Source organism: Pseudomonas sihuiensis, from assembly GCF_900106015.1.
GTDB lineage: Bacteria > Pseudomonadota > Gammaproteobacteria > Pseudomonadales > Pseudomonadaceae > Aquipseudomonas > Aquipseudomonas sihuiensis.
This window is the reverse complement of the sequence record NZ_LT629797.1, coordinates 2,743,507-2,768,595: the sequence shown is the minus strand read 5'-3', so window position 1 is coordinate 2,768,595 and position 25,089 is coordinate 2,743,507. Positions and strand designations below refer to the sequence as shown.

At 61.3% G+C, this 25,089-nt stretch carries 23 protein-coding genes and 1 pseudogene; 14 read left to right on the top strand and 10 right to left on the bottom strand.

The features are described 5' to 3' along the window. The first annotated feature begins 7 nt into the window (after nucleotides 1–7). From BLT86_RS13000 to BLT86_RS12975, 6 genes are all read left to right on the top strand, one after another. A complete protein-coding gene (locus BLT86_RS13000) occupies nucleotides 8–646 on the top strand; it encodes a tetratricopeptide repeat protein (RefSeq protein ID WP_074917892.1) in 639 nt (212 codons plus the stop codon). Continuing rightward, complete coding sequence (gene bamB / locus BLT86_RS12995; RefSeq protein WP_072426058.1) at nucleotides 639–1,790, top strand: outer membrane protein assembly factor BamB; 1,152 nt, start codon at nucleotides 639–641, stop codon at nucleotides 1,788–1,790. Before BLT86_RS13000 ends, bamB begins: the two co-directional genes overlap by 8 nt. 113 nt (nucleotides 1,791–1,903) lie before the next feature. Then, nucleotides 1,904–3,394, top strand: coding sequence for a ribosome biogenesis GTPase Der (der, locus tag BLT86_RS12990; RefSeq protein WP_092377240.1), 1,491 nt, complete (start codon nucleotides 1,904–1,906; stop codon nucleotides 3,392–3,394). A gap of 142 nt (nucleotides 3,395–3,536) precedes the next feature. Further along, nucleotides 3,537–4,685 (top strand): pyridoxal phosphate-dependent aminotransferase, encoded by a 1,149-nt coding sequence (locus BLT86_RS12985; protein WP_092377235.1) that lies wholly within the window; start codon nucleotides 3,537–3,539, stop codon nucleotides 4,683–4,685. A gap of 73 nt (nucleotides 4,686–4,758) precedes the next feature. Then, nucleotides 4,759–5,541 carry an amidohydrolase gene (locus BLT86_RS12980; RefSeq protein WP_090336113.1) on the top strand — a complete coding sequence of 261 codons (783 nt, stop codon included), beginning with the start codon at nucleotides 4,759–4,761 and terminating at the stop codon, nucleotides 5,539–5,541. A gap of 11 nt (nucleotides 5,542–5,552) precedes the next feature. Then, nucleotides 5,553–6,014 carry a hypothetical protein gene (locus BLT86_RS12975; RefSeq protein ID WP_231976541.1) on the top strand — a complete coding sequence of 154 codons (462 nt, stop codon included), beginning with the start codon at nucleotides 5,553–5,555 and terminating at the stop codon, nucleotides 6,012–6,014. A gap of 247 nt (nucleotides 6,015–6,261) precedes the next feature. Here the strand turns inward: BLT86_RS12975 and leuA are convergent, their stop codons facing one another. The 6 genes from leuA to BLT86_RS12945 all read right to left on the bottom strand — a co-directional run bounded on the left by leuA (nucleotide 6,262) and on the right by BLT86_RS12945 (nucleotide 13,547). Continuing rightward, the gene (gene leuA / locus BLT86_RS12970) at nucleotides 6,262–7,932 is read right to left on the bottom strand and encodes a 2-isopropylmalate synthase (RefSeq protein WP_074917900.1); all 1,671 of its coding nucleotides are present in this window, start codon (nucleotides 7,930–7,932) and stop codon (nucleotides 6,262–6,264) included. A gap of 305 nt (nucleotides 7,933–8,237) precedes the next feature. Further along, entirely contained in the window at nucleotides 8,238–8,903 is a 666-nt protein-coding gene (locus BLT86_RS12965; protein WP_092377232.1) for a glutathione S-transferase family protein, read from the bottom strand. Between the two features lie 68 nt (nucleotides 8,904–8,971). Further along, complete coding sequence (locus tag BLT86_RS12960) at nucleotides 8,972–10,234, bottom strand: mechanosensitive ion channel family protein (RefSeq protein ID WP_064495697.1); 1,263 nt, start codon at nucleotides 10,232–10,234, stop codon at nucleotides 8,972–8,974. Nucleotides 10,235–10,354: 120 nt separating this feature from the next. Further along, the gene (locus BLT86_RS12955) at nucleotides 10,355–11,239 is read right to left on the bottom strand and encodes a peptidoglycan DD-metalloendopeptidase family protein (RefSeq protein ID WP_231976540.1); all 885 of its coding nucleotides are present in this window, start codon (nucleotides 11,237–11,239) and stop codon (nucleotides 10,355–10,357) included. A gap of 6 nt (nucleotides 11,240–11,245) precedes the next feature. Then, nucleotides 11,246–12,625: an exodeoxyribonuclease VII large subunit gene (xseA, locus tag BLT86_RS12950; protein ID WP_092377229.1), complete on the bottom strand. Its 1,380-nt coding sequence runs from the start codon at nucleotides 12,623–12,625 to the stop codon at nucleotides 11,246–11,248. 43 nt (nucleotides 12,626–12,668) lie between these two features. Further along, complete coding sequence (locus BLT86_RS12945) at nucleotides 12,669–13,547, bottom strand: LysR family transcriptional regulator (protein WP_197676059.1); 879 nt, start codon at nucleotides 13,545–13,547, stop codon at nucleotides 12,669–12,671. A gap of 88 nt (nucleotides 13,548–13,635) precedes the next feature. Between BLT86_RS12945 and BLT86_RS12940 the strand changes: the two genes are divergently transcribed. Beyond that, nucleotides 13,636–14,103, top strand: coding sequence for a multidrug/biocide efflux PACE transporter (locus tag BLT86_RS12940; RefSeq protein ID WP_092377222.1), 468 nt, complete (start codon nucleotides 13,636–13,638; stop codon nucleotides 14,101–14,103). Between the two features lie 56 nt (nucleotides 14,104–14,159). Further along, complete coding sequence (locus BLT86_RS12935) at nucleotides 14,160–14,714, top strand: sugar ABC transporter ATPase (protein WP_092377220.1); 555 nt, start codon at nucleotides 14,160–14,162, stop codon at nucleotides 14,712–14,714. An 85-nt stretch (nucleotides 14,715–14,799) separates the two neighbouring features. Here the strand turns inward: BLT86_RS12935 and BLT86_RS12930 are convergent, their stop codons facing one another. Next, nucleotides 14,800–16,902 carry a TonB-dependent siderophore receptor gene (locus BLT86_RS12930; protein WP_092377217.1) on the bottom strand — a complete coding sequence of 701 codons (2,103 nt, stop codon included), beginning with the start codon at nucleotides 16,900–16,902 and terminating at the stop codon, nucleotides 14,800–14,802. 144 nt (nucleotides 16,903–17,046) lie between these two features. On the opposite strand from BLT86_RS12930, the gene guaB reads away from it, so the two are divergent. From guaB to BLT86_RS12905, 5 genes are all read left to right on the top strand, one after another. Then, complete coding sequence (gene guaB / locus BLT86_RS12925; protein ID WP_092377215.1) at nucleotides 17,047–18,516, top strand: IMP dehydrogenase; 1,470 nt, start codon at nucleotides 17,047–17,049, stop codon at nucleotides 18,514–18,516. Between the two features lie 75 nt (nucleotides 18,517–18,591). After that, the gene (gene guaA / locus BLT86_RS12920; RefSeq protein WP_092377212.1) at nucleotides 18,592–20,169 is read left to right on the top strand and encodes a glutamine-hydrolyzing GMP synthase; all 1,578 of its coding nucleotides are present in this window, start codon (nucleotides 18,592–18,594) and stop codon (nucleotides 20,167–20,169) included. 301 nt (nucleotides 20,170–20,470) lie between these two features. Beyond that, the gene (locus BLT86_RS12915) at nucleotides 20,471–21,727 is read left to right on the top strand and encodes a tyrosine-type recombinase/integrase (protein ID WP_092377209.1); all 1,257 of its coding nucleotides are present in this window, start codon (nucleotides 20,471–20,473) and stop codon (nucleotides 21,725–21,727) included. A 60-nt stretch (nucleotides 21,728–21,787) separates the two neighbouring features. Continuing rightward, entirely contained in the window at nucleotides 21,788–22,063 is a 276-nt protein-coding gene (locus tag BLT86_RS12910) for a hypothetical protein (protein ID WP_092377205.1), read from the top strand. Nucleotides 22,064–22,067: 4 nt separating this feature from the next. Next, nucleotides 22,068–22,592 carry a helix-turn-helix transcriptional regulator gene (locus BLT86_RS12905; protein ID WP_092377202.1) on the top strand — a complete coding sequence of 175 codons (525 nt, stop codon included), beginning with the start codon at nucleotides 22,068–22,070 and terminating at the stop codon, nucleotides 22,590–22,592. Nucleotides 22,593–22,618: 26 nt separating this feature from the next. Here the strand turns inward: BLT86_RS12905 and BLT86_RS26230 are convergent, their stop codons facing one another. Both BLT86_RS26230 and BLT86_RS12895 read right to left on the bottom strand, forming a co-directional pair. Beyond that, entirely contained in the window at nucleotides 22,619–22,903 is a 285-nt protein-coding gene (locus BLT86_RS26230; protein ID WP_269458101.1) for a helix-turn-helix transcriptional regulator, read from the bottom strand. A 52-nt stretch (nucleotides 22,904–22,955) separates the two neighbouring features. Continuing rightward, nucleotides 22,956–23,888 carry a DUF6602 domain-containing protein gene (locus BLT86_RS12895; RefSeq protein ID WP_092377196.1) on the bottom strand — a complete coding sequence of 311 codons (933 nt, stop codon included), beginning with the start codon at nucleotides 23,886–23,888 and terminating at the stop codon, nucleotides 22,956–22,958. 179 nt (nucleotides 23,889–24,067) lie between these two features. Between BLT86_RS12895 and BLT86_RS26295 the strand changes: the two are divergent. Beyond that, nucleotides 24,068–24,361: pseudogene (locus tag BLT86_RS26295) on the top strand (DNA-binding protein); the annotation flags it as partial. 14 nt (nucleotides 24,362–24,375) lie between these two features. Here the strand turns inward: BLT86_RS26295 and BLT86_RS12885 are convergent. After that, nucleotides 24,376–24,759, bottom strand: a complete 384-nt coding sequence (locus BLT86_RS12885) for a helix-turn-helix transcriptional regulator (protein WP_092377194.1) — start codon at nucleotides 24,757–24,759, stop codon at nucleotides 24,376–24,378. Nucleotides 24,760–25,089: the final 330 nt, after the last annotated feature.

Here is a 25,089-nt window from a genome sequence, read left to right as displayed (position 1 = left end):
GTTAGACATGCAGACCGAAGACGAACAGATCGCGCAACTCAAGGATTGGTGGGATCGCAACGGCAAGCCTTTGTTGGCCGGCGGCGTACTGGCGCTGGTAGCCGTATTCGGCTGGCAGGGCTGGCAGAAGTATCAGGTCAATCAGGCGCAGAGCGCCTCGGTGATCTACCAGCAACTGCTGGAAACCGCACTGGACCCGGCCGGCAAGCCCGACGCCGCGAAGGTTGCCGAACTGGCCGGCAAGCTCGACAGCGAGTTTGGCGGTAGCCACTACGCCCAGTACGGCAGCCTTTTCGTCGCCAAGGTCGCCGTCGAGGCGGACCGCCTCGACGATGCCGCTGCAGCGCTACAGCGCGTGCTCGACAAGCCTGCCGACGCCACGCTCAATGAGCTGGCACGTCAGCGCCTGGCCCGTGTGCTGGCCGCGCAGAACAAGGCTGATGATGCGTTGAAACTGCTCGATGCCAAGGTCGAGGAAGCTTTCCTCGCTAGCCGTGAAGAACTCAAGGGCGACCTGCTGGTACAGCTGGGTCGCAGCGATGACGCGCACGCCGCCTATCAGAAGGCCAAGGATGCGCTGGCCGAAGACGCCGCTGTTGGCGGTCTGCAGATGAAGCTGGACGACCTGGCAAAAGGGGATGCGTGACGTGATGCGTTGGAAGAATGCCGCACTGCTGGCTCTGGCCGTTCTGGCCGTGGGTTGCAGCAGCAATAGCAAGAAGGAACTGCCGCCCGCCGAACTGACCAAATTCGACGAAGAAGTCGAGTTGCGTACCGAATGGAGCCGTTCTGTCGGTGATGGTCAGGGCGAAACCTTCAATATGCTGGTACCGGCCATCGATGGCGAGGTGATCTACGCCGCCGACGTCGAAGGCCTGGTGATGGCCATGGACCGCACCAGCGGCAAGGTCATCTGGCGCAAGAAGCTCGACATCCCGGTTTCCGGCGCCATTGGCGTGGGCTACGGCCAGGTACTGGTAGGTACGCTCAAGGGCGAAGTGATCGCGCTCGACTCCAGCGACGGTGAAGAACAGTGGCGCTCGCGCGTGACCAGCGAAGTGCTGGCTGCACCAGCGACCAATGGCGATATCGTCGTGGTGCAGACCCAGGACGATCGCCTGATCGCCTTCGATGCCAGCACCGGTAGCCAGCGCTGGATCGTCGAGAACACCCCGGCCGTACTGACCCTGCGCGGCACTGGCGCTCCGCTGGTGACCAACCGTCTGGTGGTCGCTGGCCTGTCCAGCGGCAAGGTGGTCGCGGTCGACGCCCAGCGCGGCCTGCCGGTTTGGGAGCAGCGCGTTGCCGTACCACAAGGTCGTTCCGAACTCGAGCGCGTGGTGGATATCGATGGCGGCTTGCTGTTGTCCGGTGGCACCGTCTACGCAGTGAGCTATCAGGGCCGTGTCGCTGCCATGGATCTGGAGTCTGGTCGTGTGCTGTGGCAACGCGAGGCATCCAGTTCGGTAGGCGTCGCTCAGGGTTTCGGTAACGTATACGTCAGCCATGCCAGTGGCACCGTCGAAGGTATCGACGAGCGTAGCGCTTCGGCTCTGTGGAGCAACGACTCCCTGGCGCGTCGTCAGCTGTCGGCACCGCAGGTGTTCTCCAGTTACGTGGCCGTGGGCGATGTGGAAGGCTATCTGCATCTGCTGAGCCAGGTCGATGGTCGTTTCGTCGGTCGTACCCGCATCGACAGCGATGGCCTGCGTGCCCAGCCGTTGGTTGTCGGGGATTGGCTGTACGTCTACGGCAACAGCGGCAAGTTGGTGGCACTGACCATCAAATGAACCGACTATGCTGCATCCAGACCTGAGTCTTGGATGCAGCAGCGCAACAGATTCCGGCCGCTGCCCGTGCAGCGGCCTTTGCATTTTCTGAATTAACTCAAGTGGAGAGCCTGATGGTTCCCGTAATTGCCCTGGTGGGCCGGCCGAACGTCGGCAAGTCCACACTCTTCAACCGCCTGACCCGCAGCCGCGACGCCATCGTCGGCGACCTGTCCGGTCTGACCCGCGACCGCCAGTATGGCGAGGCGAAGTGGCAGGGGCGCACCTACATCGTGATCGACACCGGGGGTATTTCCGGTGACGAAGAAGGCATCGACGCGAAGATGGCCGAGCAATCGCTACAGGCCATTGAAGAGGCCGATGCCGTGCTGTTCCTGGTGGACGCGCGCGCCGGCATGACCGCCTCCGACCAGATGATCGGCGAGCACCTGCGCCGTCGTAACAAGCAGAGCTTCCTGGTGGTGAACAAGGTCGACAACCTCGACGTCGACCTGGCTCGCGCCGAGTTCAGCCCCATGGGCCTTGGCGAACCGCTGGCGATTGCCGGTGCCCATGGTCGTGGCATCACCCAGATGCTCGAAGTGGTTCTCGGCGCTTTCCCAAAGGACGCTGGTGAGCCGGAAGAGGGCGCCGAAGAAGAGGAAGAAGTGCTGGAAGGCCAGGAGGCCAAGCGCATTCCCGGCCCGAGCGAGAAGGATGGCATCAAGCTGGCCATCATCGGCCGCCCCAACGTGGGCAAGTCGACCCTGGTCAACCGTATGCTCGGCGAAGAGCGGGTCATCGTCTATGACCAGGCTGGCACCACGCGCGACAGCATCTACATCCCGTTCGAGCGTGACGACGAGAAGTACACCCTGATCGACACCGCCGGCGTGCGCCGTCGCGGCAAGATCTTCGAGGCCGTGGAGAAGTTCTCCGTGGTCAAGACGCTGCAGGCCATTCAGGACTCCAACGTCGTGGTGTTCGTCATGGATGCCCGCGAAGGCGTGGTCGACCACGACCTCAACCTGCTTGGCTTCGTGCTGGAAAGCGGCCGCGCCCTGGTCATCGCCCTGAACAAGTGGGACGGCATGGACCAGGGGCAGAAGGATTACGTGAAGACCGAGCTGGAGCGCCGGCTGTTCTTCGTCGACTTCGCCGATATCCACTTCATCTCTGCCCTGCACGGTACTGGCGTCGGCCATCTGTACAAGTCGGTGCAGGCCTCGTTCAAGTCGGCCATCACCCGCTGGCCGACCAGCCGCCTGACGCAGATTCTCGAAGACGCCGTCAGCGACCACGCGCCGCCTCTGGTCAATGGTCGCCGCATCAAGCTGCGCTATGCCCACCTGGGCGGTGCCAACCCGCCGCTGATCGTGATTCACGGTAACCAGGTCGACGCCGTACCGCGCGCCTACTCCCGTTACCTGGAAAACACCTTCCGCCGTGTGCTGAAACTGGTCGGTACGCCGATTCGCATCGAGTACAAGGGTGGCGAGAACCCCTACGAGGGCAACAAGAACAAGCTCACCGACCGCCAGGTGAACAAGAAGCGTCGCCTGATGAGCCACCACAAGAAGGCCGAGAAGAAGCGCAAGGACAAGCGCAAGGACAAGCGCAAGTAAGCTCTGCAGAAGCGTGCACGCCGGAGAACGCTCGGCGTGCACGGCATAAGCTTCCAGCTCTTTTTCATAAGCACTGCGGGTGCCGCCTATGGCGCCCTTCGGCTATCCTCGCGGCTTGCCTAGTTCTTCGTAGGAAGTCGCGATGCTCGTCAGCAAACTGCCCAACGTCGGCACCACCATCTTCACGCGGATGTCCCAGCTCGCTCTGGAGACTGGCGCGATCAATCTGTCCCAGGGTTTCCCAGATTTCGATGGGCCGCAGGAGTTGCGCGAAGCCGTGGCGCGCCACGTCATGGAAGGGCGCAACCAGTATTCGCCGATGACCGGGTTGCCCAGTCTGCGCCAGCAGGTGGCGGCGAAGATCGCCCGCAGCTATGGCGTGCAGCGTGATGCCGACAGCGAGATCACCATCACCCCCGGCGCCACCGAGGCGATCTTTTGCGCGGTACAGGCGCTGATCCGTCCGGGTGATGAAGCCATCGTCCTCGACCCTTGTTACGACAGCTACGAGCCGTCGGTGGAGCTGGCCGGCGGGCGCTGTGTGCATGTGCCGCTGGCATTGCCGGATTTCGCCGTGGACTGGCAGCGCCTGAGTGATGCCATCAGCCCGCGCACCCGGCTGATCTTCCTCAACTCCCCGCACAACCCCAGTGGTGCGCTGCTGACCCGTGCCGACCTGGACAAGCTGGCCGAGCTGATTCGTGGCCGCGATATCCATGTGATCAGCGACGAGGTCTATGAGCACCTGATCTACGACGGCGCCCGCCATGCCAGCGTGCTGGCCCACGACGAGCTGTATCAGCGCGCCTTTGTGGTCAGCTCTTTCGGCAAGACTTATCACGTGACTGGCTGGAAGACTGGCTACGTGGTGGCGCCGCCGGCACTGACCGCGGAACTACGCAAGATCCATCAGTACGTCAATTTCTGCGGCGTGACGCCGCTGCAGTTCGCACTGGCCGACTTCATGGCCGCGCACCCCGAGCATGTCGAGGAGCTGCCGGCTTTTTACCAGGCCAGGCGCGACCTGTTCTGCGATCTGCTGGCTGGCTCGCGCTTCACCTTCACCCGCGCTCCGGGTACCTATTTCCAGTTGGCCGACTATTCGGCCATTCGCCCCGATCTGGACGACGTGGCCATGGCCGAGTGGCTGACGCGTGAGCACGGCGTGGCGGCGATCCCGGTGTCGGTGTTCTACCAGTCGGCGCCCGAGGATATGCGCCTGGTGCGCTTCTGCTTCGCCAAGCGTGAAGAAACCCTGCGCCAGGCCGCCGAGAAACTCTGTGCGGTGTGAGAGTAGGGCGGGTGTAACCTGCCTGTAAGGAGTTGGCGGGTTTCACCCGCCCTACGGCGAACGAGGTGCCCCGATGAGCAGCAAACCCGATCTCGAACTGGCTCTGATCCAGACCACCCTGGCCTGGCATGATCCGGCGGCCAACCGTGAACACTTTCAGGCATTGCTGGAGCAGGCGCATGGCGCTGATCTGGTGATCCTGCCGGAGATGTTCAGCACAGGTTTTTCCATGGAGTCGGCCGAGCTGGCCGAGCCCGAGAATGGCCCCAGCAGCGTCTGGCTGCGCGAGCAGGCGCAGCGTATCGATGCGGTGATCTGCGGCAGCCTGATCATCCAGGCGGCCGACGGCAGCTACCGCAATCGCCTGCTGTGGGCGCGCCCGGACGGTTCATGGGGGCATTACGACAAGCGTCATCTGTTTCGCATGGCCGGTGAGCACAAGCATTACCGCGCCGGTAGCGAGCAGGTCGTGCTGGAGCTCAAGGGCTGGCGCGTGCGCCCGCTGATCTGCTACGACCTGCGCTTCCCGGTCTGGAGTCGCGATGCGGGTGGCACCGATCTGCTGCTGTATACCGCCAATTGGCCGGGGGCGCGTCGCCAGCACTGGAACCGCCTGCTGCCAGCGCGAGCCATCGAGAACCTGTGCTATGTCGCGGCTGTGAACCGCGTCGGCGAGGACGGTAAGGGCCACGGATATACTGGCGATTCTCAGGTACTGGATTTCCAGGGCGAGACCCTGCTGGCGGCTGGCGATGGTGATGGTGTGTTCCGCGCCCGGCTGTCGAGCGAGGCACTGGCTGCCTACCGCGAGCGCTTCCCCGCACACCTGGATGCCGATGCCTTCACCTTGAACTGATCAGAAGCTACATGAACATGGACGTACAGCAGAGCAATCCCTTTCAGCCTCCGCAGGCCGACCTGCAGCAGGCCACCACCAATCAGTCGCCGCTCTACAGCGTCGCGGGTGTTGGCCTGGCGACCTTCATCGGCACGCCGCTGGCTGGCGCCTGGCTGCTGGCGCATAACCTGCAACTGCTCGGCAAGGCAGATCGAGTGGCGATGGTCTGGGGTATTGCCGTCTTGCTTCTGGTGGTTACCTTGGTCCTGGCTTTCGTCTTGCCGGAGGAGGTGCCCGCCATGCCGTTCGCCATTGCACAGTTGATGGCTATGATCATGTTTGCCAAGAGCCTCATGGAAGCCGATCTCAAGCAGCATGCAGAGGCCGGTGGTGCGTTTCTGTCCAACTGGCGGTCGGCGGGTATCGGTGTGATGTTCACCCTCGGCCTGGCCGCGCTGATGTTCGCGGTGCTGATGATTTTCGATGTCTGAGTGTATGTGCCCGGATTTCATCCGAGCTACGGACACAAGTACATGCAAAGCGGCTTTTCGTAGGAGCCCCGCCTCGGGGCGAAGCTTTTCGAGCCAGCGCCGCCGGTATTCGCGGCGGGGCGCCGCTCCTACAGGATGCCCGAAACGCTACTGATGTTTGCGATATCCTTTCCGGATTTCATCCGGGCTGCGCATACAAAAACGCCGGGCATTGCCCGGCGTTTTTTGTGAGTGGCGCTTAAGGACATCAGGCCGCTTGCGACTCGGCCTGGCTCAGGGCTCGGTTCAGCGCGCTGAACAGGGCGCGGAAGCTCGCGGTGGTCAGGTTCTCGTCGATGCCGATGCCGTGCAGGGCGCGACCGCCGTTGACGCGTAGCTCGATGTAGGCAGCCGCCTTGGCATTGGTGCCGGCGCCGATGGCGTGCTCGCTGTAGTCCATGACTTCCACCGCGACGGGCAGGGCTGCGGCCAGGGCTTCCAGTGGGCCCTTGCCGATGCCGCGCCAGTGGTGTTTTTCAGCGCCCTCGATAACCTCGATATCCACCGCGCTGGTGCCATTCTCTTCCTGCAGACGATGCCCTTTAAGGGTGTAGGGGCTGCGCGCTTGCAGGTATTCGGTTTCGAGCAACTGATGGATCTGCGCGGCTGTCATTTCCAGACCGAGGCGATCGGTTTCGCGCTGTACTACCTGGCTGAACTCGATCTGCATGCGCCGCGGCAGGCTGATGCCGTACTCCTGCTCGAGCAGGAAGGTGATACCGCCCTTGCCCGACTGGCTGTTCACGCGGATCACCGCCTCGTAGTCGCGGCCGATGTCGGCCGGGTCGATCGGCAGGTAGGGCACTTCCCAGAGGGCATCTTGCTTCTGCTGGGCGAAGCCCTTGCGGATGGCGTCCTGGTGCGAGCCGGAGAAGGCGGTGTGCACCAGATCGCCGACGTACGGATGGCGCGGGTGCACCGGGATCTGGTTGCAGTCCTCGACCACCTTGCGCACGGCGTCGATGTCGGAGAAGTCCAGCTCAGGGTCTACGCCCTGGGTGTAGAGGTTCAGCGCCAGGGTCACCAGGCAGACGTTGCCGGTGCGCTCGCCGTTACCGAACAGGCAGCCTTCGACGCGGTCGGCGCCAGCCATGACGGCCAGCTCCGAGGCTGCGACGCCAGTGCCACGGTCATTGTGGGTGTGCACGCTGATCAGCACGCTGTCGCGGCGGTCGACGTGACGACCGAACCACTCGATCTGGTCGGCGTAGTTGTTCGGCGTGGCGCACTCGATGGTGGCGGGCAGGTTGAGGATCAACTTGTTCGCCGGGGTCGGCTGGAACACACCGATCACCGCGTTGCACACCTCGACGGCAAAATCGATCTCGGTGCTGCTGAACACTTCCGGCGAATACTCGAAGCCCCACTGGGTTTCCGGCGCGGCATCGGCCAGGCGCTTGATGGTGGTGCCGGCGGCTACGGCAATGGCTTTGACGCCGGCCTTGTCCTGGTTGAAGACGATCTTGCGGAAGCTCGGTGCGCAGGCGTTGTAGTAATGGACGATGGCCTTTTTGGCGCCTTTCAGCGACTCGAAGGTGCGCTCGATAAGGTCGTCACGGGCCTGGGTCAGCACCTGGATGGTGACGTCGTCGGGGATGTGGCCGCCTTCGATCAGCTCGCGGACGAAGTCGAAGTCGGTCTGAGAGGCGGACGGGAAGCCCACTTCGATTTCCTTCAGGCCCACGGCCACCAGGCACTTGAAGAAGCGCATCTTCTTCTCGGCATCCATCGGCTCGATCAGCGACTGGTTGCCGTCGCGCAGGTCGGTCGACAGCCAGATCGGCGCCTTGTCGATGATCTTGTCCGGCCAGGTGCGGTCCGGAATCTGAATCTGGGTGAACGGACGGTACTTCTGCGACGGGTCTTTGAGCATGGTCATGAGAGGGTCCTGCGAAATGGGAGTCGAACACGAGGCCGGGCGGCCATGAAACGGGGTTTCAGGCGGGGCTTCGCAGTCGCGGGCTGACCAGTCGCAGGCATGCGAGCTGGCGGACGAGAAAGATGTTTTTCATGTGGGCACCCTATCCATAGCAGGTGGATATGGCAATGCTTGCTTAAAAAACGCCGATTTATTGCTGGATAGCGTTTGCTGGCGGATTTTATTGCTTTGAAAGGTGCGTTTTCGGCGAATCGTGTTTGTGGGGGCTTGCGGCGGCTCGCCCCTGCACCTCTTATAGTCAGCCTTCAATCGGCGTAGTCATATGCGCCACCTTTTTCAAGGGCTCGGCGATAAGCCGGCCTGGCATGAATGCGTTGCAGAAAATCGCTCAGACGCGGGTGGTTGGTTAGCACTCCACGGGCGGCAGCTGCTTCAAGCGGGAAGCTGAGCTGAATATCGGCAGCGCTGAAGGCATCACCGGCAAACCAGTCGTGCTCGCTCAGTTGGCTCTCCAGGTAGTCGAAATGCAGCTTCAACTGCGGCGAGATGAACGCCTGACTGACCTTGTTCGCGATGCCTCTGGCGATGGGTTTGATAAAGAACGGCATTGGCGCGCTGCGCAGCTTGTCGAAGACCAGCTTGAGCAACAGTGGTGGCATCGCCGAGCCTTCGGCGTAATGCAACCAGTAGCGGTAGCGCAGGCGTTCCGGGCTGCCGGCGGCAGGCAGCAACCAATCGCCATAGCGCTCGGCCAGGTATTCGATGATGGCGCCGGATTCGGCCAGGGTCAGTTCGCCGTCGGTGATCAGCGGCGACTTGCCCAGAGGATGCACCTGGCGCAGCTCGGCAGGGGCGAGCATAGTCTGCGGGTCGCGCTGGTAGTGCTTGATCTGGTAGTCGATACCAATCTCTTCGAGCATCCAGAGGATGCGTTGCGAGCGCGAGTTGTTCAGGTGATGCAGGGTAATCATGGCAAGCTCCGACCGATTTTGGGGCAAAGGCTCTGTAACACGTCGTTCAGGGACGCACCACTAGCGTTTCATTGAGCCGCCCCGTGCTGTTCGACGATGGCTGGCCGCAGTTCGCGCATGTCCGCACCGCTCGGATGCTGGAACACGCGCAGGCCGAACTCGGGGAGGATGGCCAGCAGGTGGTCGAAGATGTCCGACTGGATACCTTCATAGGCATTCCAGGCGATGGTGTTGGTGAAGCAGTAGATTTCCAGCGGCAGGCCGTCGGCAGTCGGGCTGAGCTGGCGCACCAGCAGGGTCATGTTCTGGTGGATGTTCGGGTTGTGCCGCAAGTAGTGCTCGACGTAGGCACGGAAGCTGCCGATGTTGGTGATGCGCCGGGTGTTCACCGCTTCCTTGCCGTGCTCGGCCAGCTTGGCGTTCCAGTCCTGCAGTTCCTGGTCCTTGCGATCGAGGTACTCATCCAGAAGCATGAAGCGGCGCAGCCGTGCGATCTCCTCGTCGCTGAGGAAATGTACACTGGTCTGATCCAGAAACAGCGCACGTTTGATCCGACGCCCACCCGACTCCTGCATGCCGCGCCAATTCTTGAACGGGTCGGTGATGAAGCGCTTGGTCGGGATGGTGGTGATGGTCTTGTCCCAGTTCTGCACCTTGACCGTGTGCAGGGCGATATCGATCACGTCGCCGTCAGCGTTCAGCTGGGGCATTTCCACCCAGTCACCGACGCGGATGATGTCGCTGGAGGAAATCTGCACGCTGGCCACCAGCGACAGCAGGGTGTCCTGGAAGATCAACATCAGCACGGCGGCCATGGCGCCGAGGCCGGACAGCAGGATCAGCGGCGAGCGATCAATCAGCGCCGCTACCATCAAGATTGCGGCGATGGCGAAGATGGCGATCTTGATCACCTGCAAGTAGCCCTTGATCGGCTTCAGGTGCGCGTTGGGGCGACGCTGGTAAAGGGTGTTGAGGATATCCAGCAACGCGCCAATGGCCATGGCGATGGTCAGCACCACGAAGGCGCCGCAGACGTTGCGCGTCACTTCCACCACGGCAGCGGGCATGCCCGGCACCAAAACCACGCCGCTGGACAGCACCAGCGCCGGCACGATGTTGGACAGGCGCTTGATGATGCCGCTTTCCTTGATCTGGCCATGGCGGCCCAGGGCGGTCGCGCCGACCAGGCGGTAGATGGCGCGGACCAGGATGCGTTTGACTACCCAGTTCGACAGCCAGGCGGCGACGATCAGGGCGAGGGTGGCGGTGAGGGTGAGCAGTTCTGGCTGAGTGTTCAGCCAGTCCATCCAGGTGTTGAGCTCATTCGGCATTTCCGGCTCCGAAGCAGGCAGGAGGGAGGGCCGGCGCTACAGGGCCGGCCATCAGAGCCGCCGTACCCTAGCAAAAATGTTCGGTTAACCCAAACGGCTGCTATTGCAGGCTATGTATTTTCAGGGCTTGAACGCGCCGATGAAGATTGCCGGGTCGACCCGAGCGTCGTTGAGGCTGACGTTCCAGTGCAGGTGCGGGCCGGTGGCGCGTCCGGTGGCTCCGACCTTGCCGACATGGCCACCTCGGGCGATTTCGTCGCCAAGCTTCACGTCGATCTCGGACAGGTGGCAGAACATGCTGATCAGGCCCTGGCCGTGATCGAGAAACACTGTCTTGCCATTGAAGAAGTAGTCACCGATGAGGATCACCTTGCCGGCGGCTGGCGCCTTGATCGGTGTGCCGCGGTTGGCGGCGAAGTCCAGACCCGAGTGCGGGTTGCGCTCTTCGCCGTTGAAGAAACGACGCAAGCCGAACGGACTGGACAGCGGGCCGTTGACTGGTCTGTCGAACATCAGGTTGCTCGGCTGGCGTGCGCTGAACTGCTGGTAGGCGCGGGTCTGCTCGGCCAGTTCGCGTTCGATGCGTTTGAGGTTGGCGGCGTTGGGGGTGACCTGCTGCTGGTTCTTGATTGTGATGCGCTGCTCGGCGTAGTGCTTAGCACCGACCTGGAAACTCAGCTTCTGGCCGCCCTCGACCTCTATCTGCTGAGTGCCCGGTTTGACGCTGAGTGGAATGCCGACGATGGCGATCCAGCGCTTGCTGTCCTCATGCACGGTCAGCACCGGCTTGCCCTGATAGCGCACCTTGGGCGCCTGCGCCGGGTTACCCAGATCGATCACCGCCACACCGCCCGGCACCGGCTTGTTCAGCAGGCGGGTGATAAAGCCTTCGGCGTGGGCGGGCAGGGCCAGACACAGAGCCAGGACGAACAGGCACAGCTTGTGTAGGAGCGGGCTCTGCCCGCGAAGCTTCTCGGTGATGAATAAACGGGCAAGGGCAGGCATGTTCAGTCAATCCAATAGCGACAAGGTCGCCGGTTGTATGTGGTTGTCTTCGACGCGCACGTCCAGTTCGCCTTCGCCAAGGCGAGCCTTGAGGCGCTGGCCGGGCTGGGTCTGCGCGGCGCGGCGCACGGCCTGGCCGCGTTCGTCGAGGAGGATGCTGTAGCCGCGACCGAGGGTGGCCAGCGGGCTGACGATCTGCAGTTGCGCGGCCAGTGCACCCAGTTGCTGGCGCTGGCTGCGCAATTGGCTTTGCATGGCGCGTGGAAGCCGTGTGGCCAGGCCATCCAGGCGCTGGCGCAACAGGGCCAGGTTACGCCCTGGATGCTGTGCGGCGAGGCGAGCGTCGAGACGGGCCAGACGCTCGCGCTGATTGGCCAGTTGCTGGTTGAAGGCACGGCGCAGGCGCATGTCCAGATCGTCCAGGCGCTGGGCTTGTTGGCGCAGGCGCTCACCGGGATGGCGCAGGCGTCGGCTCGTTCCTTCCAGGCGTAGGCGTTCGCGAGCCAGGCGGGCCTGCATCTGCAGGACCAGGCGGCGCTGCAGATTGTGCAGGCGCTGCACCAGTTCGCTGCTGTCCGGTGCCAGCAGTTCGGCAGCGGCCGAGGGTGTCGGGGCGCGCACATCGGCGACGAAGTCGGCGATGGATACATCCGTCTCGTGTCCCACGGCGCTGACGATGGGCGTCACGCAGGCCGCCACGGCGCGGGCCACGGCTTCCTCGTTGAAGCACCACAGGTCTTCCAGTGAGCCACCACCACGGGCCAGGATCAGTGCGTCGAAACCCTGTGCGTCGGCGCGTTGCAGGGCCCGGACGATCTGCGCGGTGGCCTCACGGCCCTGTACGGCGGTGGGGATCAGGTTCAGCTCCACCTGCGGCGCGCGGCGACGAAACACGCTGATGATGTCGCGGATCACCGCGCCGGTAGGCGAGGTGACGATACCGATGCGCTTGGGATGGGCGGGCAGGGCGATCTTGCGTTCGGTAGAGAACAGACCTTCGGCGCCGAGCTTTTCCTTTAGTGCCTCGAAGGCCAGGCGCAGGGCGCCGTCGCCCGCTGGTTCCACGGCGTCGAGAATCAGCTGGTAGTCGCCACGCCCTTCGAACAGCGAGACCTTGCCGCGCACCTTCACTGCCAGGCCATCACGCAGCGCCTGGCGTACGCGCGCAGCGTTCTGTCGGAACAGCGCGCAACGCACCTGAGCCTGGCTGTCCTTCAGGGTGAAGTAGATGTGGCCGGAGGCCGGGCGGGCGAGGTTGGAGATTTCCCCCTCGACCCAGATACCGGCGAACACGTCCTCCAGCAGCAGGCGGGCGCGGTTGTTGAGCTGGCTGACACTGAGCACCTCGCGGTCGAGGTTCAGGCGGGAAAAAGGGTCATTGATCATGGGGCGGCATGATAAGTCGAGAGCGACGTTGGCGCGACCTTCATCAGGCGTCTTGCAGCAGGCGGTCGAGCAACCAGGCCGCGACCGGACCGAGTTCGCGCTGGCGCGACCAGATGGCGTCCACCGTCACCCGCCGTGGCCAGCCACTGCAGGGCAGTTCATGCAGGCCACCAAAGCCGTAGGCATCGACCAGTTGCCGCGGCAGTTCGGCCCAGCCGAAACCCAGTCTGGCCATTTCCAGCAGCATCAGGTAGTCCGGCGCGGCCCAGCAGCGGCCGCCGCTGCCGGGCAACTCGTCCGTGTTCGCATCGTCATGGGCGACGCTGCTCAGGCGCAGCAGACGCCAGCGCGACAAGTCGTCCTGACGCACTCGTGGCAGCTTGCCCAGGGGGTGATCCTTGGCGACGAACAGACCGAACTCGCTGCTCATTTCCAGGCGGGCGTGGGCGATATGCGGTGGATAGGCCGCTTGCGCGGCGAGCAGTCCCAGCTGAGCGCGGCCCTGGGTGATCAGGTCGAGCACATCGGCCTGCTCGGCAATCAGGCTTTCGAACTGCAGATCGGGGAAGCGCTGATCCAGTTCCTGCAGGCGAACTTCGTATTGTTTCGGCTGGTAGGCGTCGGACAACGCCAGAGTCAGTCGCGCCTCCTGGCCTTTGGCCAAGCCGGCGGCGTGTCGCGCCAGGCGGTCGCTGGCGCAGAGGACTTCTTCTGCATGGGCCAACAGGCTGGCACCGGCTTCGGTCAGCTGCAGTTTGCGTGGGCCGCGTTCGAACAGTGCCACGCCCAGGTCGATTTCCAGGCGCGCGACGGCCTCGCTGATGGTCGACTGGCTTTTGCCCAGACGCCGCGCTGCGGCGCTGAGCGATCCGCAGTTGGCGGCCTGAGCGAAGGCCTGGAGTGAATCGGGGGAAATATTCATATCGGTTTTGCCGATGGCAGCTGCCTTTGGATTGGCTGATATTCCGATGATCATAGCGCTCGTTGTCACTTATCACGAGGTTCGTTTCATGACTCAGCCCCTGCCGCGCTCCCTGCGTGAGCGCATTGGTCACGCCCTGGCCTTCGAGACCATCGCCGTGCTCATCTGCGCGCCGACCATGGCCTGGTTCATGGATAAACCACTGCTGCACCTGGGTGTGCTGACTCTGATGTTCTCCACCGTGGCGATGTTGTGGAACATGCTGTTCAACTACCTCTTCGACCGCGCACAGAATCGACTGGGCTTCGAGCGCGGTTTTCGAGCGCGGGTCAGCCATGCGCTGCTGTTCGAGGTGGGCTTGATCGTCGTGCTGGTACCGCTGGCGGCCTGGTGGTTGTCGATCGGTCTGCTCGAGGCGCTGCTGTTGGACATCGTGCTGATCCTGTTCTTCCTGCCGTACACCATGGCGTTCAACTGGATCTACGACGTGCTGCGTGCTCGCTGGGTGGCCCGTCGTGAAGCGCAGCAAGCTGCTGTGATCTGTCGCGGGGCTTGATTTGCCGGCGGTAGCGCCTAAGCTGCCGCCCTTTCCTTGCCAGCCGTTCGAACACCATGACCGCGCAACTGATCCTCGTCCCACATATATCCACGCTTCCTGCCCACGAGCAAAAGGCCCAGGCCATGCTGCGCTGGCTGGTCAAACGGGAAATCGTCGAGGCATTGCCGACCACCTGCGGCCAGGGTGGCAACGGTATGGCCTACGCTATCGGGCCAGGCGCGCGGCGTATCGCCCAGCGTCCCGATTTGCTGCCTTATGGCCTGGCACACAACGGTCTGGAGATCATCACCCACCGCTGCATCTATGTACCGACGCGCAGCTTTCTCGAAGAGGCGGGCTGCGCCGAATGCCGCAGGGAAGTGGGCGTGCCGCTGTTCGACAGCCTGGAGGTGTGGTGGCCAGGGGAGACCGACAACTTCACCTGCCCGGAATGCGGGCATGAAGATGACATCAACGGTTTCCTGTTCCTGCAGCCGTGCGGCTTTTCCAACCTGGGCTTCATCTTCAACGGCTGGGCTGAAGCCGGCCTGCGCCCGGCGTTCGTCGAAGAATTCGGCGAACGCCTGGGCTTTGCGGTGAGCCAGGTGCGGGTGGACGATCCGGCTTGAGCGGTTTTCAGCCGATTGTGGGAGGGGCTTTAGCCGCGATGTTCTCGAATCCCTTCGCGGCTGAAGCCGCTCCTACAAAGGCTTTTTAGAACTCGACACTGGCCGACATGCGCAGCTCGCGCGGTTCGCCCACAGCAACGCGTAGATTGCCGCCGCTGGAGGGGTAGTAGCGCTCGTTGAACAGGTTACGTACGTTCAGTTGCAGGCGCGTCTTCTCTCCAAGCAATTGGCTGTCCCAAGTGACGAAGGCATCGGCCACGGTGTAGCTATCCAGCCAGAATGTGTTGGCGTTGTCGCCAGCACGCTCGCCGACATAGCGGGCGCCACCACCCAGTTTCCACTGACCCAGCTCCTGGGGTAAATGCAGGTGATGGACGAGGTAGAGACTGCCGACATTGCGTGCGGCGTTGACCAGCTCGTTGCCTTCGTTGCTCGGGTCATCGAGGATTTCCGTATCGGTGTAGGCATAGCTGCCAAGCAGCTCCCAGTGCTCGCTCAGGCGGCCGCTGATATCCAGTTCCACGCCGCGCGAGCCGACTTTGCCTGCTGCTTCCGATACGGAATTGTTGGTGACCACGACGTTTTTCTTCTCGATATCGAACAGCGCCAGGCTGGCACCGATGCCTTGAGGCAGATCGAGTTTCACCCCCAGCTCGTAGCTGCGGCCTTCTTCGGGGTCGAATGCCTGGCCAGTATTGGTATCCGAGGCATTGGGCACGAAAGAGCGGCTGTAGTTGCCATAGAACGCCACCTGGTCGCTCAGCTGGAATACCAGGCCGCCGAAGGGCAGGAAGGTGGTATCGGTACGGTCGGTGGTGCGGGTATAGGTTGCGCCGCGGCCTTGTTCCACGAGTTGCTCGAAACGCTGGTAGCGACCGCCAAGCACCACGATCCACTGGTCGTTTAGATGCCAGTTGTCCTTCGCGTAGATCGAGCGTGAGTGCAGCTCGTCGCTGCGATCACTTTGCGCCGGATTAAGTAACGAAGGCGCCGCGAGATTGCCGTATATCGGGTTGTAGATGTTGAAGCCACCCACTGCTGGGCCGCGCCAGGTATCGCCACGGAAATTGTCGACGCGCTCTGTATCTGCGCCTATCAGCAGATCATGTCGTTGGCTAAAAAGGCTGGCGTTGCCGATCCAGTCCCAGGCCAGATATTGGGTTTGGTTGTCATGCTCACTACCGTCAGAACGGCGGCTGAGCGCGCCTGTAGTGGCATTCAGCGCGTTGGGGCGAGCTTCGGCATAGTCGTAGCGCTCGTTGTTCCAGCCATAGGTGAGGCGGGTCGACCAGTCGTCGCTCAGCTGATATTCGGCGGTGGCGGTGAGCAGTTCGTCGATGCCTTCGGCCTTCGACCAGCTTTCACCGAAGCGGTCGTTGTAGGACACCTTGGCCGGCTTGCCGTTGATGATCACCGTGCCGCGATCCACCGGGCTGCTGTACTCCTTGTATTCATAGGCGATGTTGAGGCGCAGGCGTTCGCCTTCCCAGCTAAGTGAGGGGGCGATCAAGCTGTGTTCTTCTTCGCCGAAGTTGCGCCAGTAGTCTTCGTGCTGGCGCTCGGCAACCAGGCGGAAGGCCAGGCCGCTGTCGGCAATGGGGCCGGTAACGTCGACTGCCAGGCTGCCACCGCCGAAGCTGGAGCTGTCTGCGTTCAGTCGCGTATTCCACTGATACTGTGGTTTCTTGCTGATGACGTTGATCAGGCCGCCCGGCTCCAGCGCGCCATATAGCAGCGAGGCCGGCCCTTTGAGCACTTCCACGCGCTCGGTGGTGGCGCTGAAGTTGCGCGACAGGCTGGATCGAATGCCGTCGCGCAGGATGGAGCCATCGGCGTTGCTACCAAAACCGCGTTTGACGAAGCCATCCTGCGTGCCAGCCAGGGTGTTGCTCTGGCTGACACCACTGACGAACTTCATCGCATCATCCAGCGATCTGACCTGAAAATCCTCGATGGTCTGTGGCGTTACCACCTGTACCGACTGGGCTTCATCCTTGAGTGCCACTGAAGATTTGCTCGCCGTACTGGCGCGCTTGGCCTGGTAGCCATTCTCGCCAGCCACGGGCGCCGCGACGACTTCCTGGCTGGGCAGCTCCAGCTCCTGGGCCAGCAGATGGCCCGCTGGAAGCAGGCAAAAAGTGAGAAGGGCGGCGCCTTGGCCACTCAAGGAAAAGCGGTTGAATTTCATTTGGCACTCAAGTGCAAGAGTTTTTGAGAATCATTATTTTATGTGTTTCGAGGTATGGCTGCCTAGAGACACACTTTGCATTGAGTGAAATGAGCTCGCTGGGTATAATGCCGCGCTTCTTATTTTCCCGCTCGGGAGCCCTCCATGCTGCGCATCAGCCAAGAAGCACTCACTTTCGACGACGTCCTGCTCATCCCCGGTTATTCCGAGGTGCTGCCCAAGGACGTCAGCCTGAAGACCCGCCTGACCCGCGGCATCGAACTGAACATCCCGCTGCTGTCCGCTGCCATGGACACCGTCACCGAAGCGCGCCTGGCCATCGCCATGGCCCAGGAAGGCGGCATCGGCATCATCCACAAGAACATGACCATCGAGCAGCAGGCTGCCGAAGTGCGCAAGGTCAAGAAGTTCGAGGCTGGTGTGGTCAAGGACCCGATCACCATCGAGGCTGATGCCACCGTGCGTGACCTCTTCGAACTGACCCGCCTGCACAACATCTCCGGTGTACCGGTGCTGTCCAACGGCGACCTGGTGGGCATCGTGACCTCCCGTGACGTGCGTTTCGAGAATCGCCTGGACGCCCTGGTGCGTGACGTGATGACGCCGAAAGAGCGCCTGGTCACGGTCAAGGAAGGCGCCGACAAGGAAACCGTACGTGAGCTGTTGCACAAGCACCGCATCGAGAAGGTACTGATCGTCGACGACGCCTTCACCCTCAAGGGCATGATGACCGTCAAGGACATCGAGAAAGCCAAGGCCTACCCGCTGGCCAGCAAGGACGATCAAGGTCGTCTGCGCGTTGGCGCTGCCGTCGGCACCGGTGCCGACACCGGTGACCGTGTGGCTGCTCTGGTCAATGCAGGCGTCGATGTGATCATCGTCGACACCGCGCACGGCCACTCCAAAGGCGTGATCGACCGCGTACGCTGGGTCAAGGAGACCTTCCCGGAGGTTCAGGTGATCGGTGGCAACATCGCCACTGGTGCAGCGGCCAAGGCACTGGTCGAAGCCGGCGCCGATGGCGTCAAGGTTGGTATCGGCCCAGGCTCGATCTGCACCACCCGTATCGTTGCCGGCGTTGGCGTGCCGCAGATCAGCGCCGTGGCCAACGTAGCCGCCGCGCTGGCTGGCACCGGTGTGCCGCTGATCGCCGATGGTGGTATCCGCTTCTCCGGTGACCTGTCCAAGGCCATCGTCGCTGGTGCTTCCGCCGTGATGATCGGCTCCATGCTGGCTGGTACCGAAGAGGCTCCGGGCGAGGTCGAACTGTTCCAGGGTCGCTCCTACAAGGCATACCGTGGCATGGGTTCGCTGGGTGCCATGGCGCAGGCGCAAGGTTCGAGCGACCGTTACTTCCAGGACTCCTCGGCCGGTGCCGAGAAGCTGGTGCCGGAAGGTATCGAAGGCCGCGTTCCCTACAAGGGCGCGATGAGTGCCATCGTTCATCAACTGATGGGTGGCCTGCGTGCCTCCATGGGCTACACCGGTTGCGCCACCGTCGAGGAAATGCGCACCAAGCCCGAGTTCGTGCGCATCACCGGCGCCGGCATGGCTGAGTCGCACGTCCACGATGTGCAGATCACCAAAGAGGCGCCCAACTACAGAGTTGGTTGATTCGCCGCAATGTTATGAATAACGGGGCTGTTCGATCAGCCCCGTGTCATTTGTGAACACCTACGAGAGACGGCCATGGCCCACGACATTCACGCCCACCGCATCCTCATTCTGGACTTCGGTTCCCAGTACACCCAACTGATCGCCCGCCGTGTGCGCGAGATCGGCGTCTATTGCGAACTGCACCCCTGGGACATGAGCGACGAGGACATCCGTGCCTTCGCCCCGCGCGGCATCATCCTCGCCGGCGGCCCGGAGTCGGTGCACGAAGCCAATAGTCCGCGCGCACCGCAAGCGGTGTTCGACCTGAATGTGCCGGTGCTGGGCATCTGCTACGGCATGCAGACCATGGCCGAGCAGCTCGGTGGCAAGGTGGAAGGTTCCGATCTGCGTGAGTTCGGTTACGCCCGTGTCGACGTGGTCGGCAAGAGCCAACTGCTGGCCGGCATCGAAGACCATGTCGACGCTGACGGTGTGCTGGGCCTGGACGTGTGGATGAGTCACGGCGACAAGGTCACCCGCCTGCCGGAAGGTTTCCATATCCTGGCCAGCACCCCGAGCTGCCCGATCGCCGCCATGTGCGACGACACTCGCCACTACTACGGCGTGCAGTTCCACCCGGAAGTGACCCACACCAAGCAGGGTGGTCGCATCCTCTCGCGCTTCGTGCTGGAGATCGCGGGCTGCGAAGCCCTGTGGACGCCGGCCAATATCGTCGAAGATGCCATCGCTGCGGTGCGTGCCCAGGTCGGCGACGCCAACGTGCTGCTCGGCCTGTCCGGCGGTGTGGATTCCTCGGTTGTCGCAGCGCTGCTGCACAAGGCCATCGGCGACCAACTGACTTGCGTATTCGTCGACAACGGCCTGCTGCGCCTGCACGAAGGTGATCAGGTGATGGCCATGTTCGCCGAGAACATGGGCGTCAAGGTGATCCGCGCCAACGCCGAAGAGCAGTTCCTCTCCAACCTGGCCGGCGAAGCCGACCCGGAGAAGAAGCGCAAGATCATCGGTCGCACCTTCATCGACGTGTTCGATGCCGAAGCCAGCAAGCTGGACAACATCCAGTTCCTCGCCCAGGGCACCATCTACCCGGACGTGATCGAGTCCGCTGGCGCCAAGAGCGGCAAGGCCCACGTGATCAAGAGCCACCACAACGTCGGTGGCCTGCCGGAGGAGATGAACCTCAAGCTGGTCGAGCCGCTGCGTGAGTTGTTCAAGGACGAAGTACGCAAGATCGGCCTGGAGCTGGGCCTGCCCTACGACATGGTCTACCGCCACCCGTTCCCGGGCCCGGGCCTGGGCGTGCGCATCCTCGGCGAAGTGAAGAAGGAATACGCCGACATCCTGCGCCGCGCCGACCACATCTTCATCGAAGAGCTGCGCAAGGCCGACTGGTACCACAAGACCAGCCAGGCGTTCGTGGTGTTCCAGCCGGTGAAGTCGGTCGGTGTCGTCGGTGATGGCCGTCGCTACGCCTGGGTCGTTGCCCTGCGCGCCGTGGAAACCGTGGACTTCATGACCGCTCGCTGGGCGCACCTGCCCTACGAGCTGCTGGAGACCGTCAGCGGCCGCATCATCAACGAAATCGAAGGCATCTCCCGCGTTACCTATGACGTGTCGAGCAAGCCTCCTGCGACTATCGAGTGGGAGTGAAGTCGGGTCCTTCTGGGCTCATTGAGATGTATCGATAGCAAATTGTAACGTGTTGATTTAAAAGGAAATTCGTTGCAATGGTTATCGAGGCCTATCGCCGATTAGCAGAACGGATTGGCGGTAGCGGTGACGGTAGTAAACAGCGGTCGGATTGAGACCGTTCTGTTTACTATCCGGTCAAAACCGGTCTTTGACGGTAAATCGCTCCTTGGGAAAGCTTGCCCTGTGCGGCTTTCCCGGCATCAGCAGGTCTCCTGACCCTTGACGGTAAAAGCCGTCATGAACAGGAGTAAAAACCTCGATGCTTACTGATACAAAACTGCGCAATCTCAAGCCCAAGTCCAAGCTGTACAAGGCTTTCGACCGCGACGGTATGTACGTGACGGTATCGCCTACCGGTACCGTCACCTTTCGCTACGACTACCGTCTCAATGGACGCCGAGAAACGCTGACCATTGGGCGCTATGGGCCAACTGGCATTTCCCTGGCCATGGCTCGCGAGAAGCTGCTCGATGCCAAGCGCATGGTCGCCCTGGGCAAGTCTCCCTCTCTTGAGAAGCAGCGCGCTAAGCGGCGCCTCAACGCAGCCAAGAATTTCGGTGAAACGCTGACGAAGTGGTTGGCCGGTGCGCGCATGGCCGATAGCACGCGTGCGATGCGCAAAAGCATCATCGACCGCGACATCCTGCCGGTCTTCGAAAATCGGCTGCTGACCGAAATCACCCCTGACGATCTGCGAGCCCTGTGTGCCAAGGTGAAGGCTCGTGGGGCGCCGGCAACTGCGGTCCATATTCGCGACATCGTGAAACAGGTCTATGCGTTCGCGATCCTGCATGGCGAGAAGGTCGAGAATCCGGCTGACGACGTTAAGGCGTCTTCCATCGCTATTTTCGCGCCGAAGGACCGGGCGCTGAGCCCGACCGAAATTCGGCTGGCCTTCCATCAACTGGAGACAATCGCCGCGTATCCCACGATCAAGCTGGCCTTGCGGCTGGTGCTGCTGACCTTAGTACGCAAGAGCGAGCTGATCGAGGCGACCTGGGACGAAGTGGATTTCGAGAACGCCACCTGGACGATCTCCAAGGAGCGGATGAAGGGGCGTAACCCGCACGTTGTCTACCTGTCGCGCCAGGCCTTGGACATCTTCGTGGCGCTGCACACCTGTGCGGGCGGTTCCCGCTATGTGTTGCCCTCGCGCTATGACATCTACCGCTGCATGTCGCACGCCACCCTGAACCGCATCACCCAGCTTATCGCCTCCCGCGCGAAGGAAGCAGGCCTGCCGTTGGAGCCGTTCACCGTCCACGACCTGCGCAGGACGGGTTCCACGCTGCTCAACGAGGTGGGCTTCAACGGCGACTGGATTGAGAAGTGCCTAGCTCACGAAGATGGTCGCTCCTCGCGTTCGGTCTACAACAAGGCCGAGTACGCGGAGCAGCGCCGGCACATGCTGCAGGAGTGGGCGGACATGATCGACGCTTGGATCGACGGCCGCACTCATGTTCCCAAGCTGCTGCCGGACCGCGTTGTAGTGCCGGTATTGAGTGCCACGGTTTGAGGAAAGCGCAGGGTTGTCAGTTGACAACCTTGCCGGTCATGCGAATACTGGAGATCACTGATGACCCGTCCTTCTCACTCGAAGAAAGAGGTCGAAGAAGCACTCAGGCATGCCGAAGAGCAGGGCTGGCGTATAGAACTGGGTGGTAGCCACGCTTGGGGACGAATCTACTGTCCCTACAACGATGAAGAGTGTCGCTGCGGCGAATTCTGCATCACCAGTGTGTGGAGCACACCGAAGAACCCTGGCAACCATGCGCGTGCTCTTCGGCGCGTCGTCGACAACTGCACCACGCACCGTAAGCAGCGGCAGGCCGCTGAGGGTGCAGAGGAATAGCGCTATGGAATACACCTTCACCCTGAAATACCAACTGGCCGACGATGACCGTGACCCGGAAGCGTTGGTCGAGCGCCTCGGAGAGGCCGGCTGCGACGATGCCTTGATCGGCATTGGTCAGCCAGGCCGGCTGGCGCTGGAGTTCACCCGTGAAGCGGAGAACGCTGAGGTGGCTGTGCGCAGTGCCCTTGCCGACGTGCGCAGTGCCTTACCGTCGGCAAGGTTGATTGAGGTGGCACCAGATCTGGTCGGTCTCACCGATGTGGCGGAGATCGTCGGCGTGTCGCGCCAGAACATGCGCAAGCTGATGTTGGCTTATCCGAGCAGCTTTCCTGCACCAGTACATGAGGGCAGTGCATCGATCTGGCACCTGGCAGACGTGCTGACCTGGCTGCAAGCCAAAGGTAGCTATTTGCTGCCTGGTGGTGTCTTGGACGTGGCTCAGGTGGCCCTGCAGGTCAATCTAGCCAAGGAAGAACGACGACTCACTCGCCCTACCTCCAAGGAACTGCTAGCCCTTGTCGGGTGAGACCGGTGCCGACTTCATGCTTGGTTTTAGCCCGCCCGTACAGGGCGGGTTTTCGTGAGGTAAACATCCGGCTTGCTGATATTGATCCGAGGTGCCCGCTTGCGCTCCTCAATCCAGGCCTCCACCTCGGCCAGATCCCAGACCACGCAATGTGGTGTCAGGTTGAAGCGCCTGGGGAACTCGCCACGGCGCTCCATTTCGTTAATCGTTGATACGGCGCATGAAGAACCATGCCGGGTAGCTGTTCTATTTTGGTATGCATGCTTCAGTCTATGCGTGACCTGCCAATTGAATTTTTGAACTGGACTCAAGGTGGATCGGAGTAATTCAAAGTCTTGAGGGAGATAGTTCTGTATCTATCTATTAATACTCCTGCTCAAGATCAATAAACACCACATCCTCCCGGCTCTGAATATAACGTCCCATATCTGGGTAAAGCACGGACACTGTTGTTAGCCCTTGGTGGAACAGTGTGCAGAAGTGTCTTAAATGCTCGATTGATTGTTCTTCAACTGGAAGAATTAAGCGATGCTTTAAACGCAGTGCTTGACTTGAGCGAGAACCATTTTCGTCGATGAGTGTCAGCAAGTGGGATGGAAATTGAAATATTGAGCCGTTGGGGTGCAAATACGCAAGCATCCCATCGTGCAGGCTGAGAATTATATTGTGCCGGTGGCAAAACGGATGATTGGGAAGCTCCTCATTATAACAATTCACGATATCTTGCAGGTGGTGCTGTACATTAAATTTAAACGACTCGCATATTAGGAATGTGAAAATTTGATCCAGCTCGTCTCGTTCAGGTTCGAACGTACTGCCGTGTATCCCACCTGACTTAAGTGTATAAGAGTAGGACGGCTCGTAGAGCGAGTCTCTAAGCGATTTCAGCTTTGCTAGCTTGCGGAGCGCCTTCTTCAATTCCGTCAGCGACATATGTGATTTGATTTCACCAACTGCGCAGACTGACTCGATAGGAAAGAAACGTTGGAATTGGTCGTCTCGAATCAATGGAGTGACTGTTTTGTCATATATGATGATATCGCATTGTGTACTGATGCGGCCATTCGAGTTAACAACGAATCCAGTATCTAAGCCCATGCGTTCTGGTGTGAATAATTTGAGGAAGTCACCGACAATCCGCTCGCGGTACACGCCAAATTCTAGCGAGTGTACTAATGTGCCTTGCTCATCTACGAATAGTCGCCGAGAACTTTCGATGAATGACGCTACAAAGCTACGTATTTTCTCGTCCAATAATGTGGATAGTGCATTGTCAGATTGTTGTTTGCTCACCATCTACCTCCGCTCCTTTTCGAGAATACGAGCATAGCGCTTATAAGTGTCCAGCGCATGGCTTTGCATAACTTGCCGGGAGCGTCAGAGCCTCCCTGATAGCCCCTCTTGGATCTACCTAAGAGCACTTTATCGACCAGACCGAGCTTCCGGCACAGCATTACGAACTGCCTATAGACTCCAAGGCTGATCGAGTGACGCCGGATCTGATAGGTCCCACCGACGTTGCAGAGATCGTCGGCGTGTTGCGCCAGAACATGCGCAAGCTGATGTTGGCGTATCCGAGCAGCTTCCCTATACCAGTACATGAGGGCAGTGCGTCGATCTGGCACCGGGCGGACCTACTGCCCTGGCTTGTAGGCCAGGGGCAGCTATCTGCTACCTGGCGGTGACTTGGACGTCGCTCAGGTGGCCCAGGTGCAGAACGGCGGCTAACACGTCCAGCCTTCAATGAGCTGCAGGCCCTTGTTGGGTGAGGACGGCGCCAGCTTCATTCTTGGTGTGACCCCACCCGGACAGGGCGGGTTTTCCTGAGGTAAACATCCGGCTTGCTGATATTGAGCCGAGGTGCCCGCTTGCGCTCCTCAATCCAGGCCTCCACTTCGGCCAGATCCCAGACCACGCAACGCGGTGTCAGGTTGAAGCGCCGTGGGAACTCTCCACGGCGCTCCATCTCGTAGATTGTTGATTCGGCTAGCGGGACGATCTGTCTCAGCTCATGCTTGCGAATTGTCCGCCTGAAGGGCAGGGGGCTACCCTTTGGGAACTGCGGAAGCGACTCGTAGGCTTCCGTGCCCGGTAAGGGGAGGGACTGCTCAGACGCAGTGTCGAGGGCATCGGTTGTACGCGCAGAAGTATCCATCTCTATCTCCATGATTACGCTCCATGGGGAGATGGTGAGTTTCAATACCAGATGAGCCAACTTGCTGTGGCGTAGTCTGGTGTAGGAAATGCTTCCGTCCCAAGCTTTGTTGAAGCTACCGCTCAGTTCTGGGGTTCGCATTGCGACTATGTCTCAAGGTATTATAAACGCTACAAGCCTAGTAAAACCGTGCGTAGCTACAGTTGGCTGCCCATAATGTCGTTGCTTGGGGGCTTAATTCGCGGAGTGGGCGAAAACTGAGCACTGTACTGTTAGCTCACAGCTATCCGCCCCCCCCCCCCCCCCCCCTACACGAGTGGATTTAACTTATCAGTCCAGTGA